This is a genomic window from Mesorhizobium sp. M0983 (assembly GCF_040318975.1).
In the GTDB taxonomy this organism is placed as follows: Bacteria; Pseudomonadota; Alphaproteobacteria; order Rhizobiales; family Rhizobiaceae; genus Mesorhizobium.
The window spans coordinates 1-16131 of record NZ_JAMYNH010000008.1; the positions used below are offsets into that span (position 1 = coordinate 1).

The window sequence follows — 16131 nt, forward strand, 5'->3', positions numbered from 1 at the left end:
AGCATTGCCGGCCTGTCCCCCGCGGGGTGCCCGCCGCCCCGAAAAACACGGGGGCTGCGCGGCGGACACGCCGACGTCACAGCTACTGCCACGCCATTTTTGCAGAACTTGACGCACACAACTAGCTCCCGTGTGCGACCTTTCCGCCCGATCGAGACGTAGAGCGCTCCCACACGTATAGTCCGAGCCGATGCGCCCGCCGGCTCGGTCGTGCCATTTCAAGACACCCGCGGTGCTTTCCAGAGCGAACTTTCGCCTGTCGGAAGGAGTCGGGCGGATTCTCCCGTAGCCGACAATCTGCTTCCGGCCCCGAAACGGTCATTCCGGATGACAGATTGCGTGAAGCGGTCCGCGTGGTGCTGGGTGGCGCAAGAAGGATGGTTCAGTCGAAGAAGCCTGCATCCTCTTCCCCGAGATACTTCCTGGCTGCTTCGGCGTCGATATCGAGGCCCAGCCCCGGCGCTTCCAGCAGCTCCACCATGCTGTCCTTCACGATCTGCGACGGCAGGCCGATTACGAGATCCTCCCACCAGGGGTCGGAGGCGCTCGGGTATTCGAACGCGATATAGTTGGCGGGCAGGGTGGCGCAGACATTGATCAGCGCGCCGAGGCCGAGAAGGCCGTTCGCGGTGCCGTGCGGTGCCATCAGGATCGAGTGCATATAGGCGTGCTCGGCGACCCATTTGAGCTCGGCAATGCCGCCAATATCGGCCGGATCGGGGCCGATGACGCGCACCGCCTGCGTTTCGATCAGCTCCTTGAAATTGTGCCGCAGGTAGATCTGCTCGCCGGTATGAATTGGCGTCGAGGTGGAGGTGGTCAGCTCCCGATAGGCCTGCGGATTGACCCACGGCACATAGTCGCCGGTCAGCATGTCCTCGAGCCACATCAAATTGTACTTCTCGACCGCGCGAGCGAATTTGATCGCATCGGGCAGCATCCAGCCCGGGCCGCAGTCGAGCGCCAGGCTGACCTTGTCGCCCAGCACTTCCTTCATCGCGATCACGCAGTCGAGCATGTGGTTGAAACCGCGCTCGCTGATCACGCCCTGGTCCATGGCGCCGTGATAGCCGGCCTTCTTCTGCGTCACGCCGTAGTGAAAGCCCTCGATGGTGTCCTTCATGTCGGAGTGGAACGAGATTCCCTGCTTGATCATGAAGAAGTTCTGCGGCTGCTCCATCATCCATTTGACGTCAGCGGCGTAATCCTCCGGCCGGTCGCCCGTGCGTTTCTGGCGGATCGAGCCGTTATAGACGCGCACCTTGTCGCGCACCTTGCCGCCGAGCAGTTTGTAGGCCGGCACGCCTGCAGCCTTGCCGGCAATGTCCCACAGCGCATGCTCGATGGCGCTTACCGCCGCGCCATAGGGCTTGAAAGAGCCGCGTTGGCGGATCTTCAGCATCACCCGCTCGACGTCGGTCGGGTCCTCGCCGATCAGCGCCTCGCGGAAATGCAGGACCCAGGGCTTGAGGTAGGTCTTGGTGAACTCGACTTCGCCCAGGCCATAGAGGCCCTCGTCGGTAACGATGCGGACGATGGGGTGCCTGCCGATAACGGCACAGCGGAGGTCGGTGATCTTCATCTTCGGTTCTTTTCGCCTCAGCTCCAGGTGCGGTCCCAGGAATACTCGTTGTCCCAGTGATCCGTGGGCTGCCAGATGTCGGTGACACCCGGCTGCAGATGCTGCGAGATCACCTCGTCGACGACGTCGTCAATCCCCAGGCCCGGTTTGTCCGGAACAGTGATAAAGCCGTCCTTCACGAGCGGCTTGGAAACGCCGGCGACGATATCGTCCCACCAGTCGACGTCGGCAGAGTGGTATTCGAGCGCCATGAAGTTTTCGGTCGCGGTCGCGACATGTGCCGCGGCCATTGCGGCGATAGGACTTTCGGCCATATGGATGGCCATGGCGACGCCGTGATCCTGTGCCATGTCGCCGATCTTCTTGGTCTCCAGAATGCCCCCGCTGGTGAGCAGGTCTGGGTGGATAACGGAGAGGCCGCCGCTCTTGAGCAGAGGCTCGAAGCCCTCCTTAAGGTAGATGTCCTCGCCGGTGCAGATCGGCACCGTGGTGGCGGCCTGCAGTTGTCGGTACTGCTCGGTGTACTGCCATGGGATCACATCCTCGAGCCAGGCTGGCACGTATTTTTCAATCCGCCTGGCGAGGCGAATACCGTTCTGCAGTGAGATGTGGCCGACATGGTCGATGGCGAGCGGAACATCCATGCCGATAATTTCGCGAACCTCGGCAATGTACTGCTCAAGCAGGTCGAGGCCCTTGTCGGAAAAGTGGAGGCCAGTAAACGGGTGGGGGACATTATGCAAATCATACGCGGCATTGCGGGCGCGCCGCTCCTCCGTGGTCTTGACCGGGCCGCGGCCGGGGTGGACGCGGTACCCTTCAAGTGAGCCGGCAGGGGATACGACCGCACCGGGTACATCCGCGATCTGCATCAGCCCCAGATCCATCTTGAGGAAGGTGAAGCCAAGCGCCATGCGCTGCTTGAGGCGCTTGCCGGTCTCGGTGCCGCTCGGCACGGTCGCATCGGTATCGCAATAGAGGCGCACCTTCTCCCGAAACCGGCCGCCGAGCATCTGGTAGATGGGCACGCCATACGCCTTGCCGGCGAGATCCCACAACGCGATTTCGACCGCCGAGACGCCGCCGCCTTGCCGGCCGTGCCCTCCGAACTGCTTGATCCGGCGAAACAGGCGGTCGATGTCGCAGGGGTTCTCGCCAAGCAGCCGGCTCTTCAGCATCAGCGCGTAGGTGGCGCTGGCGCCGTCGCGCACTTCGCCAAGTCCGACGATGCCCTGATTGGTGTAAATCTTGAGCAGGGTTGAGGTGAACGGCGCGCCGACGATTTCGGCTACCCGCATGTCGGTGATGCGAAGCTGAGATGGCTTGGAGTTCGCGTTCACCCGATTGAGCGCCTCGTCGGCGCCACCTGTCTTTGCCATGACTTATCCTCGTTTTCGGCTTGTCGCCCCGCACCCTGGGCATAGAGTGTTGCTAGCCCAGCTCAATCTCGTGGGCCTGCAGATAGTCGCGGTCCATCTCAATACCGAGACCAGGCTTCGACGTCAGCTTGAGGCTGCCGTTCGAAATGTCGAGCGGTCTGTCGATCAGGTGATCGTATTTGCCCAGGTTCCACTCCGACGTTTCGAGTTTGTAGAAGTTGGGGACAGTCATCATCACCTGCGCTCCCGCAACCACATTGATCGGTCCCGCGGCGTCATGTGGCGAGACCGGGACGTAGTAGGCTTCGCAAAGGGCAGAAATCTTCTTGAGTTCGGTAATGCCGCCGGTCCAGGTGACGTCGGGCATGATGTAGTCGGCGAGCTTGTTCTCAAGTACCGGCACGAAATCCCACTTCGTGTGGCCGCGCTCGCCCCACGAGATGGCGGTATTGACCTTCTCACGCACCTGCTTGAGGGCGTTAAGGCTCTCGGGCGGGCAGGGCTCCTCAAACCAGTCGATCTGACCGGCTTCCTCGAGACTTCGACAGAGGCGAATGGCGGTGGGAACGTCGAAACGGCCATGCGCATCGATGAGAATGTCGACATCGGGCCCTGCCGTTTCACGGATCAGAGCCGTGAGTTCGGCGGCTTCGCGCTCGTCCTTGCGGTTCATGCTGCCATCGAGATAGCCGTCCCGCTGTTCGCGAGGCAGGCCATCGGCGCTGCGACCCTGGTGCGGGTACGGATCGAACTTGAGCGCAGTGTGTCCGGATTCGACGACGTCTAGAATTTCGCGGACCACGGCTTCCTTGCTGGTGAATTTGGCTTGGTTGGGATGGGTGTAGAGCGCGATTTCATCGCGTACCGGTCCGCCCAACAGCTCGTAAATCGGCTTGCCGAGGACTTTGCCCCGGATGTCCCAGAGGGCTATGTCGATGGCGCTCACGCATTCGACGGCGGCGCCGCGGCTTCCCATGTAGGTGAAGCTGCGGAAGATCTTGTGCCAGAGATGCTCGATACGCGCCGGATCCTCGCCTGTCACGGCGACGCCGATCTGCCGCAGGATCGTGCAGAGCGCGCGGTTGGCGAGCCTTGTGGTGGTGGTGATCTCTCCCCAGCCACTCACTCCCTCGTCGGTCGTCACTTCGACGAACAGGAACTCTCCCCAATAAGAAGCATCGGACTTGATCAGCCACGGCCGAATGCTCGTGATTTTCATCTCAACAACCTTTGTCTGAGAATGGTCAGCCTAACGAGGTTCTGGACTGGACATTCTATCCGGCCCGGGCGGCGTTGCGCGCACGCATCTGTTCGAGAATATGCCGGCCCGAGCCCTCGACATGGCGGGAGACGAGTTCGGCCGCCTTGTCGGCCTCTCCCGCCTTTACGAGCGCGATGAGCTCGCGGTGCTCGCGCATGATCGCGGCACGTCGCGCCAGCGTGAAGTTGAAACGACGGCTCACGGCTCGCAGCACTTCGCGATGCTTCCACCAAAGCTCGGCGGCGTGGCGGTTATAGTGCCGCTGGTACATCACGGTGTGGAAAGCGGTATCCAGCTCACTGTGCCTGAATGTGTCGGCGAAGTTGTTCTCTTCAATCAGGCCTTGGAGACGTTCGAGTTCGGCAATGTCCTCGCCGGTAGCCATATTCACAAACCATCGTGTCAGGGCTGGCTCGATCAGAACACCGATCTCGTAGATATCCCGGACAAAATCCTGATCAATGGGTCGGACGCGTGCCCCGCGGTTGGCGACAAAGATGACAAAGCCTTCGCCGCGCAACAGCTGCAGGGCCTCGCGCACAGGATTGGTCGAGGTGCCGTGACGCCGGGCCAGATCGGTGACCACAAGCCGTTCGTTGGCGGCGAGCCGTCCCTCGATGATGTCTTCCCTGATCAATTCATAAAGCGAGGCGCCCTCGCTGGAGGCTCCGATGGGATCGGTGCCCACAGGTGGCATAGCTTTGAAATCGCTTATTTCGGCCAAGGCCGGCTCCCCAACTTAATACATACCTTGCCCGATATCACACACGGCTTTCGCAAACAATGTACGATCCTGCGCGTTGACAGGCAATCCATGATCTGAAAACGTACCAAGGGATCGGGAGGATACATTGAGCATCCTCGCGATCGAAACGAGCAAGGACCGCTTTGCCTTGGCGCAGGGCGGCATGGGAGAACCAGGGAGGATACCTATGACGAGGATTACGCTCGGCAGTGCGGTCCTGCGCGGCACTGTCGTCACTGCTTTGATGGCATCCCTGATGCCCACATCGGCGCTGGCTGCGCCACCGGTCGACCTCAGCAAGTGGTCGCCGGAATATGTGCGCTCCATCGCCGGCACACAGGATTTTGACACGGCGGCCGATTGCGCCAAGGTCACCCCGCTCGACTACAAGGGGCGGCTGACTTTCTGGTATCAGGGCGTGTTCGAGGGCGACCCCGACCTCCTGCGCCAGTACTACAAGGATTTCTTCGAGACCTTCCGCAAAACCTATCCGAACATCCAGCTCGAGGAACAAGCCCTCACCTATAACGACCTTCTCGACAAGTTCCGCACGGCGCTCCTGGGCAATGCCGCGCCGATGGCGGTCCGCCTGCAAATCCTGGGTGGTACCGAGTTCGCCTCAAAGGGCTATCTGGCGCCGCTCAAGCCAGAGGATGTGGGGTATTCGACCGAGGATTTCTGGCCCGGCGCCATGAAGGCCGTGACCTGGGAGGGCGTGACCTACGGCATTCCGACCAACAACGAGACGATGGCGTTCATCTGGAACGCCGACATCTTCAAGCGTGCGGGTCTCGATCCGGACAAGGCTCCGGCAACCTGGGAAGACGTCGTCAAATATTCCAAGCAGATCCACGACAAGCTCGGCATTGCCGGCTACGGCCTCGTGGCGCGCAAGAATGCCGGCAATACGCCGTACCGTTTCATGCCACAGCTGTGGGCCTATGGCGGCGGCGTCTTCGACGAAGCCACCGCGAATCCGACCTATGAGCAGGTCCAGCTCGATAGTCCCCAGAGCAAGGCGGCGCTGCAAGCCTCCTACGACATGTATGTTCGCGACAAGTCGGTTCCGGTTTCGGCGCTCACCAACCAGCAGGCCGATAACCAGCCCCTGTTCGTCGCCGGCCAGCTCGGCATGATGATCTCGCACCCGTCCGATTACAACGTCATGCTCGACCTGCAGAAAAAGGCGACGGGCACCGACAAGGACAAGGCGCAGACGGTCATCGACAATATGCGCTACGGCCTGATTCCAACTGGCCCCGACGGCAAGCGCGCCGTCGTGTTCGGCGGCTCGAACATTCACATCCTGAAGCCCGAATATGTCGAGGGCGGCAAGGTAGACGAGCCTGCTGCAAAGGCTATCATCTGCATGTGGACGAGCCCTGAATGGTCGCTGAAGATGGCCTACGCCGGATCAAACCCAGGCAACCTTAACGGCTTCAAGACCAAGTGGATGAAGGAACGTCTGGACAACATCAAGTTCCTCGATGTCACGACCTCGATGCTGCCATACGGCATTCCGTTCCCAGCGCTGCCGCAGGCCCCCGAGATCATGAACATCATCATCCCGGACATGCTGCAGAATGCCCTGACCGGAGCGATGACCGTCGACGAGGCGGCGGACGACGCGGCCAAGAAGGTAAAAGACGTGATGGGCGGACTCTAGTCCAAGCCTGACCTACGACCTGACCGGCTGCGCCGCTGGCGCAGCCGCCTCGTTCCGAAGAATAAGGGCACGCCACAAGTGACGATCGTGACCGGCAAGGCCGAGGCTCGCCGAAGATTGCAACCCGGTACAGCCGGCACGCTGCGGAAGATCTGGGAGCATCGCGCGGACTACGCGTATGTGCTCCCGGCGATCGCCGTGATGCTCATCGTCATCGCCTATCCGATCTACTACACGGTCGAGCTGTCGTTCTTTAAGACACCGCCTGGTCTGCAGCTCCGCGACAAGACCTTCATCGGCTTCGACAACTACACGACGATCCTCACCAGTCAGGTGTTCTGGAAGGTCACCTGGAACACACTGATCTGGACGCTGGGGTCCACTTTCATCTCCTTTGTCCTGGGGTTTGCAACGGCGCTGGCGCTCCACCGCGACTTCATCGGCCGTGGTGTCTTGCGCGCTATCCTGATCATCCCTTGGGTCATCAGTGCCGTCGCCGCCTCCTATATCTGGAAGTGGATCTACCATTCGGACTTCGGGATCATCGGCGCGGTGCTGGTCGGCCTCGGATTGGCCGACCGGCCGCCGAATTTTATCGACAATGTCAGCACGGTGCTGCCCTCCCTGATCGTCGTCAATATCTGGCGCGAGTTTCCGTTCGCCATGATTATGATGATGGCCGGCCTGCAGACAGTCCCCGACCAATTGCTGCGCGCCGCAAAAGTCGACGGTGCCAGTGCATGGCAGCGCTTTTGGCACGTCACCTTCCCGCACTTGCGCAACGTCTCGGTGGTGACGATGCTGCTGCTCGCAGTGGCCAACTTCAATTCCTTCATCATCCCCTGGATCATGACCGGCGGCGGGCCGTCGAACGCATCGCATATCTGGATAACCCACATTTATGAGCTCGCCTTCGGACGGCAGCGCTGGGGCGTGGCATCGGCCTATTCAGTGCTCCTGTTCCTCACACTGATGACACTGGGCTACTTCTACGTCCGTGCGCTAAGCGGCAACGAGCGGAAAGAGGGCAGCGCATGAGCACGATTGCCGAGACAGCCTCTCGAGCCCCGACCCGTCGCCGCATGCGCGTCGACGGTTGGCGGTGGGCCGGGCGCATATTCCTCGTGTTCATGCTGCTTTATACTGCGTTGCCGATGATCTGGATGCTGATCACCTCGATCAAGTCCGGATTCGCGGCGACGCAATTCCCGCCGCAATGGTGGCCGGACGAGCCTACCCTCGCCAGTTACCAGAAGCTGCTCGATCCGCAGAACAGCGTCGGCCAGGATTTCCTCCGCTTCTTCTGGAACAGCCTTTTCGTGTCGACGGTTACGACAATCCTTTCGGTGATCGTGGCTGTCCCTGCGGCCTACGCGTTTTCGCGCTTCAGTTTCCCCGGCCGGAATTTCCTGTTTTTTGCCGTGCTGCTGCGCAATATGTTCCCGGCGGTGATCTTTCTCGTGCCACTCTTCATCCTGATGCGCGCGATCGGGCTGGTGAACACGCACGGCTCGCTGATACTCACCTATCTCACCTTCGGCCTGCCGCTGGCGATCTGGCTGCTCAAGGGCTTTTATGACAACATCCCGGTGCAGCTGGAGCAGGCGGCGCGCATCGATGGCGCCACACGGTTCCAGGCCTTCATCATGATCGTGATGCCGCTCTCGACGCCGGGGATCATCGCCACCGCAATCTATTCCTTTATCGGCGCGTGGAACGAGTACATCTACGCCTACACCTTCCTCTCCAAGAACGAGCAGTTGACCCTTCCGGTTGGCATCCAGCGCTTCTTCTCGGAAAATACGACGGACTTTCCGGGCCTGATGGCGGCCAGCTTCATGATGAGCGTGCCCGTCGTGGTGCTGTTCCTGGTCCTGCAACGATACTTTGTACGCGCCCTTACAGAAGGCGCGGTCAAGCACTAGGGAGTTGCCGATGGCCCACGTGGTCCTCCAAGATCTCGTCAAGAGCTATGGCGGCTTCAAAGCTGTCAACCACGTCTCGCTGACGGTCAATGACGGCGAGTTCGTTGCGCTCGTCGGCCCTTCAGGCTGCGGCAAGACAACCACGCTCAATCTCGTCGCCGGGCTGACCCCGATCACATCGGGCGACATCATCATCGGCGAGCGGGTGGTCAACGACCTCGACCCCAAGGACCGGGATATCGCAATGGTGTTCCAGAACTACGCGCTCTACCCGCAGAAATCGGTCTACAAGAACCTGGCGTTCCCGCTTCAGATGCGCAAACTCCCTAGGGACGAGATCGACAAGAAGGTCAAGGAAGCGGCGCGAGTGCTCGACATGACGCATCTGCTCGAGCGCAAGCCGCGCGAACTTTCGGGCGGGCAGCAGCAGCGCGTGGCCCTTGGCCGTGCCCTCGTCCGCGACCCTGCGGTGTTCCTCATGGACGAGCCACTGTCTAACCTCGATGCCAAACTGCGCGTGCAGATGCGGTCGGAGATCAAGCGCTTCCACCAGGACCTCAAGGCGACGATCATCTATGTGACGCACGACCAGCTCGAGGCCGTGACCATGGCTGACAAGATGGCGGTGATGAATGGCGGCTACCTGCAGCAATACGATTCACCGGCGCAGGTCTTTGCCCATCCGGTGAACATGTTCGTCGCCAGCTTCATCGGCAGCCCGGCGATGAGCCTTATTCCGCTGGAGGCGTCGACGGCAAACGGAAACACGGTGTTGACCGGCGCCGAGGGCTGGCGCCTTGAGCTCTCGCCGCGCAATGCCCAGAAGGTCGTGAGAGCGACGACCATGAAAGTCGTGCTCGGCGCACGTCACTCGACGATCAAGCTCCACAAGAGCGCGGTCCCCGGTTCCATTCCGGCCAAGGCCTACACCGTGGAACCGACCGGAGACGTCACCTTCGTGCAGGCGTTCCTGTCCGGCGCCATCGTCAACGTCAGCGTGCCGCCGAACATTGCCGTCTCGCCCGACGAGCAGATCTGGCTCGAGTTCGACCAGGAGCGGATGCATCTGTTCGACGGCGAAACTGAAATGGCCCTCAAAGCCAACTGAGATAGGGCCGATGCGTGTGGAACGTGGGCGTGGATGACTGAGAAGCTTAAGATCACCGCGATCAAGCCCTATCCGGTTTGGGTAGGAACGCGCAACCAGATGCTCGTCAAGGTCGAGACCAACCAGGGCATCTTCGGCTGGGGCGAGAGCGGCTTGAGCGGTCGCGAGAGGGCCGTGGCCGGCGCGGTCGAGCACTATCGCGAGTTTCTCATCGGTCGCGACCCGATGCAGATCGGGCGGATCTGGCAGGAGGTTTATCGCAGCCAGTACTTCGAAGGCGGGCGAGTCCTGCAGGCGGCGATTTCCGCCATCGACATCGCCCTTCACGACATCAAGGGCAAGGCGCTGGGCGTGCCGGTCTACGAGCTGCTAGGCGGCAAGCAGCGCGACCGCGTCCCCACCTTCGCCTCGACCGGCGACGAGGCCGAGGGCGATGTTGCCATCGAACGGGCCCGCGAACTTCGCGCACAGGGGTGGCAGGCGATCCGCTTCTTCCCCTTCGGGCAAAACAGCAAGGACATCTTCGAGCCGCGCGAGTCCATCGGCGCTACCGCGGGTATGCTGAACAAGGCGCGCGAGGCGCTGGGCGACGACGCCGTTCTCGGCATCGACTATCACCATCGGCTGTCGGTGGCAGAGGCGGCGAGCTTCTGCAACAAGCTCGGCCGCGGCGTGCTTGATTTCCTCGAGGAGCCAATACGGGACGAGACGCCGGAGGCCTATGAATCGCTGCGCACGATGACCCACATCCCCTTTGCCATCGGCGAGGAATTTGCCAGCAAGTGGCAGTTCCTGCCCTACATCGAGCGCGGCATCCACCAGTTCAACCGGCTCGATGTTTGCAACGTCGGCGGGCTCACCGAGGCAATGAAAATCGCTGGCTGGAGCGAGGCGCACTATGTGGACCTGATGCCGCACAATCCGCTTGGTCCAGTGTGCACGGCCGCTACCGTGCATCTCGCCGCCGCAGTACCCAACTTCGCGTGGCTCGAGACCAGGGCGCCCGAAACAAAGCTGGGCTTCGACAGTTCCGACTTCTTCCCCGTGCAACCACGGCTCGACGGGACCGATTACCCGGTCGGCGATCTGCCGGGGCTCGGCGTCGAGGTCAACGAAGTGGCGGTCCAGGCGCAGAGTTTGCGTTTCTGGGAAGCGCCTCACCTTAAGCGCCGCGATGGTTCTGTTACGAACTGGTAGTTCCATTCATCCGGAGTCGACAATGACGCATACTTCCGACATCACGCGGCCGCCTAAAGACCTGATCGACGCGCTGAGGGAGATCGGCGCCGCGACGGTTGCCGGCACGCTTGGCCAAATGGGCTTCCGCAATCCGCACATGGTCGGTCCGGTGGCGCAAAACCATGGGAAGTCGATCGTCGGGCCGGCATTGACGCTGCAGTTCCTGCCGCAGCGGCCGGACCTGTTCACCGAGGGAGAATATGCCGATCCGGAGACCCAACTTCACCGGCACGTGCTCTACCACGCGCAGGAGGGCGATGTGGTCGTGGTCGACGCGCGCGGCGACATGAGCTCGGGTGTCTTTGGCGATATGATGTCGACTTATTTCAAGGGCAGGGGCGGGGCGGGTATCGTCATCGACGGGTGCATGCGCGACCGGCCCAATGTCGAAAAGCTCGATCTACCCCTATGGCTGCGCGGCTGGACGCCAAACTATCATGTGCAGACCAGCATCTATCCCAATGCCGTCAACGTTCCGATTGCCTGCGGCGGTGTCACGGTGATCCCCGGCGACATCATCGTCGCTGACGACGACGGCGTGGTGGTGCTTCCCGTCGTGATGGCCCCGAAGGTGATCGAAGAATCACAGAAGCATCACGATTGGGAGGAGTTTTCGCGAGCCAAGCTCATGGAGGGGGGCCCATTGCAACGCTACTATCCGCTGCATGACGATGCCCGCGGGGAGTACGAGGAGTGGCGCAAAGCAAATCGCTTGGAAAACCCGAGTTAGCGCATCAACTACCTCGTGGCGGGGCCGGGGAGTCGAGTTTCGTCGTCGGGCGCCCACTGCACTGCACTGAACGATCGAGACGGTCCGGCTCCCGCCATCTCGTGCGGGCACCAAGCGTTACACCATGCGGACCTCCAATGGCTAACCGGAAGCCTCATCAGCGCCTAGAAGCTGACGTAGCACCGGGCGTTCGGCAGCCGAGTTCCGCGACGATCGACGCCATTGGCGAAGGCGTGACGAAGCTTGTACGGGCTGCTGCAGAGTAACCTCATGTATCGCCAAGACACGCCAGGAGGCGGCTGCTGATCCTTCTCGCAGCGCGGATCACCTAGTCTCTAGGCGCGTCGAAACGCTTTTTCGGCGTCCGCCGGTACGAGGCACGATCAGCCTAGTCTAGTTCGAAAGAGCTCCTGAAGGCGACAAACGGCGGCAGGCTTAACAGAAAATCAGATGTCGGTTCAATTTCGCTCGCTGTCCCCAATGACTAGGTTCTGAACCAGGAAGTCGATGAAGACGCGCATCTTGGCAAGTGGAAGCCGGGTCGCTGGCCACACCACATGAATCGGGATCGGCGGTTGTTCGAACGCTGCCAGGATAACCTCAACCGCCCCGTCGTCTACCAGGTCTCTTACTTGCCAGAGTGGTACCCGACCGATGCCCAACCCCGCAGCGACCGCCGCATGGCTTGCGGCGGCATTGTCGACGTGAAATCGCGCACCCACATTGACGCTCAGCTGCTTGCCGGCTTCCAGGAATTGCCATTTTCCAGCATCGCGGTCGGTGTTGCGGAAGATGCACTGATGGTTCGCTAGCTCCTTCGGATGTTGTGGCCGCCCGTACGTGGCGAAATACGACGGAGCGCCGAAAATGACGAGACGCATCGCTCCAAGGCGCCGGGCCTTGAGATCGTAGTCGCGGAGTTCCCCGATGCGAACAGCAAGGTCGAGTTCATCTTCAATGAGATCGACGAATCGGTCCGACAGTTTGAGGTCGACCTCGATCCTCGGATAGCGCTCCATGAAGCGGGCCACGACGGGTACCAGGTAAGTGGGGCCGAAGAGCACCGGCGCTCCTACTCTTAGGAGTCCGAAAGGTTCGGCACTGCGCTTGCCGGCTTCGGCCTTTGCTTCGACAATCTCAGACAGTGCCGGTTTCACCCGTCGATAAAAGTCGTGGCCTGCCTCAGTCGTTTGCGTGTTGTGGGTGGTTCGGCGGACCAATTCGACGCCGACGCTGGTTTCAAGCGCGGCAAGCGACCGGCTGACAGATTGCAAGGAGCGGCTGAGGTGCCGCGCCGCGGCTGAGAGATTGCCGCGCTCCACGACAGCGAGAAACGCCTCAATGTCTCGAAATCCGCCCATGATGATCTCTCAAATTTAGAGAGACCATATCACATTTTCCGCGCCTACCATCCGAAAAGCGGAACTCGATATTTCACTCGATGGGGCAGGGACGCCACCTCGCTACGAAAGGAAGAACTCATGTCAGAACCCAAGAAACGAACTGTTCTGGTTGTCGGTGCGTCCGGCCGCAGCGGCGGCTTCGTCGCGGCCGAGCTTGCCCGGCGGGGCATAGCGGTGAGGGCGTTGGTCCGCAGTGAGTACGCTGCTGCGACGGCACGCGCGAGCGGAGCGACCGAAATTGCTTCAGGTGACCTTCGAGATCCGGAGAGCCTAAAGGCAGCGCTGAGAAACGTCGACGGAGTCTATCATGTCGGACCGCCGTTCGTGGCCGATGAAGCGGACCTAGGCATAACCATGGTCAAGGCCGCAAAGCGTGCCGGTATCCGCAAGTTCGTTTTCTCTTCAGTTATCCACCCGGCGAACGGACTTGCAAACCACGCAAGCAAGCTGCCCGTTGAGCAGGCCATTCTCCGCGCGAATTTGGATTACACCATCCTCTATCCGGCGACGCTGTTTCAGAACATGGCAGCTGCTTGGAAAGGCGTGGTGGAAACCGGCGTCTTTGCCGAGCCGTTTGCGAAAACGGCGCGCCTGGCGCGTGTCGACTACCGCGACGTCGCCGAAGTGGCGGCCGAGGCCCTGACGTCCGACCGGCTCGCCTACGGCTCTTTCGAGCTTGCGGCAGAAAGTATGCACGATCGCGTTGAAATTGCGGGGATGATGAGCGTCGCCCTTGGCCGGCCCGTGGAGGCAGCCGAGGTGACGTTCGAGCAATGGACCGCTGTCGCGAAGCCGCCCTTCCGGGGGGAGCAGCTTGCTCAGCTCGAACGGGTATTTCAGTCCTATTCCGACTTCGGTTCCGCCGGAAACAGCCTGACCTTGCGTGCCATCCTCGGACGCCAGCCCCGCACGTTGCATCAGTTTTTCGAGGAACTTGCTGCAGCGTCGCGCGGGGCGGCCGCGGCCGCCTGATCTCATCGACGCCTTCGGCCATTTTCTCGCAAAGAGGGTATCTCCGATGTCGGTCTCCCAATTGATCTTCCAACTCGTGCCACGGCGCAGACACGGAACGTCATCTCTCGATTACCCTGGCAGAAGCAATGCCTCTGCCACCGAGGGCCGCTTGGTCCCAGTTTTCACCGCCGCCATCGCCGCAATCGTATTGAGCCTCTATGCCTCTCAACCGTTGCTCGGCTTGATTGGGACTACATTCGAGGTTGGTCCGGAAATGGCGGGGTTGGTTCCGACCGTCACACTGCTTGGTTACGCAGCCGGACTGATCTTCCTGGTCCCGCTCATCGATCTGATGGAGAACCGTTGGCTTATCGGGCTGACACTTGTCCTCATGGTGCTTTCGCTGATTGCCAGCGCGCTTGCCCCAACGGCGGCACTTTTTCTTGTCGCCTCGACCTCCGTCGGCATCACCTCCACGGTCGCGCAGATGCTCGTTCCGGTCATCGCGAGACTGGCGGCGGAAAAAGATCGGGGCCGCATCGTGGGCACGGTGCAGAGCGGCATCGTGGTGGGCGTCCTCCTGTCGCGCCCGTCCGCAAGCCTGGCTGCCGAGTTTCTTGGATGGCGTGCATTCTATGGTATCATGGCCGTATTGGTTGCTGTGCTCGGCCTGATCCTTGCGCGCGTTGTCAAGGCTCATCGCCCGGCGACCGGTCTTCAGTACGGCGCTCTCATCGGATCGCTTTGGAAGCTGATCCGTGAAGAGCCATTGCTGCGCCGTCGCGTGCTTTATCAGTTCCTGCTGATGGCTGCCTTCAATATTTTCTGGACGGCGGTCGCCCTGAGGCTTGCTGAGCCACCATTCGGGCTCGACCAGATTGGCATTGCAGCCTTCGCACTGGTCGGCATACCCGCTGCGTTGATTGCGCCTTTCACGGGCCGGATCGCCGATCGAGGCTGGTCAGATGGCGCAACGCGATTTGCACACCTGTCGGCTTTCATCGGCGTCGTGCTCATCGGATTGCCAACTTCCGGCGGCTGGGGTCTCTGGGAGGCGGATCGCTTCCCCTGGCTGTCGCTCGCGGCGTTGGCCATTGGGGCGGTTCTGCTTAATCTCGGTACTGTCGCCGACCAGGTGCTCGGCCGCATCGCCATCAACACAGTCCGACCGGAGGCGCGCGGACGCATGAATGCGCTTTTCACCGGGTTGTTCTTCTTGGGTGGGTCGGCCGGCTCCAGTCTCGCTGGAGTATGCTGGGCCCAGGCCGGCTGGGCAGGCATCAGCGGTGCAAGCTTGGTCTTTGCCTTTGCTGCACTGATCGCCAGCTCTGCGAACTGGCATCCGGGGACACCTTCGGTGCCGGGGGAAACCTCAACAAACCTGTAACAAACGAATAGTCAGCTCGCGCCGAGCTCGCCGGTGGCACAACGACGCGCCATGATGTTTGAATCCGGAGCCCACAATATGCGACGAATGAGGCCATGGCGCGGGATGCGTTGTCATCTTACCTCGTACGATGCCACTTGGCCCCGATGGCGGGCTACCTTTTCGCGATTCCCGCAAACCCGCATATTGCACCAGCGACGTTTTCCGCCCCGTGAGATGTCTACGAAGAGCCACCCACATCGTGGGCACACGCGGAGCCTTGCGCGGGGTAGCGTAAAAAACGCCTCGATGGACAAGAACGCAAGGAATGCGGTCACCAAGGCTGGGTCTTCCCATTGATCAGACGCCAGAGCGAGCCGTGTCCCATCCCACGCGACTTGCTGGGCTCCCAACCTGTTTGCGGCGCGTGAGCATAAAAGACCAAGCGGTTGCGAGGGAGGCTCCAGATTTGAGGCGATCGCGTCGAAGAGCGCGTATGACGATTCCCGTATGTCACGAACTTCGTGGAGGAAGTGCCGATCCCGTATCTCGGCAACGGCCACTGCTTCCTGTTCGTCTGCCAACCCCGCGGCGAGCAACCACGTCCCGATATCGCGAGGGGAGTTGAAGAGTTCATTGTGCAGGGGCGGGTTTCGCCGGTCATACACGGCGTTCGAAAGGTCGAGGGCGGCGTGGCCGCCTATGAAGTGCTCTGGCACCCAGGCCGTGGGATCGCGCGACAGGGAACTTAACCTTTAATATTCCGTTACATG

At 61.1% G+C, this 16131-nt stretch carries 14 protein-coding genes; 8 read left to right on the top strand and 6 right to left on the bottom strand.

Going from position 1 to position 16131, the window contains the following annotated elements:
* Positions 1-382: 382 nt before the first annotated feature.
* From NKH71_RS16275 to NKH71_RS16290, 4 genes are read right to left on the bottom strand one after another with little or no spacing between them, the layout of a single operon-like run.
* The gene (locus NKH71_RS16275) at positions 383-1582 is read right to left on the bottom strand and encodes a mandelate racemase/muconate lactonizing enzyme family protein (RefSeq protein ID WP_023721831.1); all 1200 of its coding nucleotides are present in this window, start codon (positions 1580-1582) and stop codon (positions 383-385) included.
* 17 nt (positions 1583-1599) lie between these two features.
* Positions 1600-2961, bottom strand: a complete 1362-nt coding sequence (locus NKH71_RS16280; RefSeq protein WP_352496535.1) for a mandelate racemase/muconate lactonizing enzyme family protein — start codon at positions 2959-2961, stop codon at positions 1600-1602.
* 52 nt (positions 2962-3013) lie between these two features.
* Positions 3014-4180, bottom strand: coding sequence for a mandelate racemase/muconate lactonizing enzyme family protein (locus NKH71_RS16285; protein ID WP_352895164.1), 1167 nt, complete (start codon positions 4178-4180; stop codon positions 3014-3016).
* 55 nt (positions 4181-4235) lie between these two features.
* Positions 4236-4946 (bottom strand): GntR family transcriptional regulator, encoded by a 711-nt coding sequence (locus NKH71_RS16290; RefSeq protein WP_023721827.1) that lies wholly within the window; start codon positions 4944-4946, stop codon positions 4236-4238.
* 208 nt (positions 4947-5154) lie between these two features.
* Between NKH71_RS16290 and NKH71_RS16295 the strand changes: the two genes are divergently transcribed.
* The 6 genes from NKH71_RS16295 to NKH71_RS16320 all read left to right on the top strand — a co-directional run bounded on the left by NKH71_RS16295 (position 5155) and on the right by NKH71_RS16320 (position 11635).
* The gene (locus NKH71_RS16295) at positions 5155-6633 is read left to right on the top strand and encodes an ABC transporter substrate-binding protein (protein WP_031194862.1); all 1479 of its coding nucleotides are present in this window, start codon (positions 5155-5157) and stop codon (positions 6631-6633) included.
* 78 nt (positions 6634-6711) lie between these two features.
* Positions 6712-7671: a carbohydrate ABC transporter permease gene (locus NKH71_RS16300; protein WP_023721825.1), complete on the top strand. Its 960-nt coding sequence runs from the start codon at positions 6712-6714 to the stop codon at positions 7669-7671.
* A complete protein-coding gene (locus tag NKH71_RS16305; protein ID WP_031194860.1) occupies positions 7668-8558 on the top strand; it encodes a carbohydrate ABC transporter permease in 891 nt (296 codons plus the stop codon). Before NKH71_RS16300 ends, NKH71_RS16305 begins: the two co-directional genes overlap by 4 nt.
* 10 nt (positions 8559-8568) lie before the next feature.
* The gene (locus tag NKH71_RS16310; RefSeq protein ID WP_023721823.1) at positions 8569-9666 is read left to right on the top strand and encodes an ABC transporter ATP-binding protein; all 1098 of its coding nucleotides are present in this window, start codon (positions 8569-8571) and stop codon (positions 9664-9666) included.
* A 33-nt stretch (positions 9667-9699) separates the two neighbouring features.
* Complete coding sequence (locus tag NKH71_RS16315) at positions 9700-10863, top strand: mandelate racemase/muconate lactonizing enzyme family protein (RefSeq protein ID WP_352895165.1); 1164 nt, start codon at positions 9700-9702, stop codon at positions 10861-10863.
* A 22-nt stretch (positions 10864-10885) separates the two neighbouring features.
* The gene (locus NKH71_RS16320) at positions 10886-11635 is read left to right on the top strand and encodes a ribonuclease activity regulator RraA (RefSeq protein WP_023721821.1); all 750 of its coding nucleotides are present in this window, start codon (positions 10886-10888) and stop codon (positions 11633-11635) included.
* 458 nt (positions 11636-12093) lie between these two features.
* On the opposite strand, the gene NKH71_RS16325 is transcribed toward NKH71_RS16320, so the two are convergent.
* Positions 12094-12996, bottom strand: coding sequence for a LysR family transcriptional regulator (locus NKH71_RS16325; RefSeq protein WP_023721820.1), 903 nt, complete (start codon positions 12994-12996; stop codon positions 12094-12096).
* Positions 12997-13116: 120 nt separating this feature from the next.
* Between NKH71_RS16325 and NKH71_RS16330 the strand changes: the two genes are divergently transcribed.
* Entirely contained in the window at positions 13117-14010 is an 894-nt protein-coding gene (locus tag NKH71_RS16330) for an NmrA family NAD(P)-binding protein (RefSeq protein ID WP_352483889.1), read from the top strand.
* Positions 14011-14161: 151 nt separating this feature from the next.
* Complete coding sequence (locus NKH71_RS16335) at positions 14162-15379, top strand: MFS transporter (protein ID WP_051409750.1); 1218 nt, start codon at positions 14162-14164, stop codon at positions 15377-15379.
* A gap of 113 nt (positions 15380-15492) precedes the next feature.
* Here NKH71_RS16335 and NKH71_RS16340 read toward each other — a convergent pair whose 3' ends face one another.
* Positions 15493-16077: a CGNR zinc finger domain-containing protein gene (locus NKH71_RS16340; protein WP_023721817.1), complete on the bottom strand. Its 585-nt coding sequence runs from the start codon at positions 16075-16077 to the stop codon at positions 15493-15495.
* Between the last annotated feature and the right edge of the window lie 54 nt (positions 16078-16131).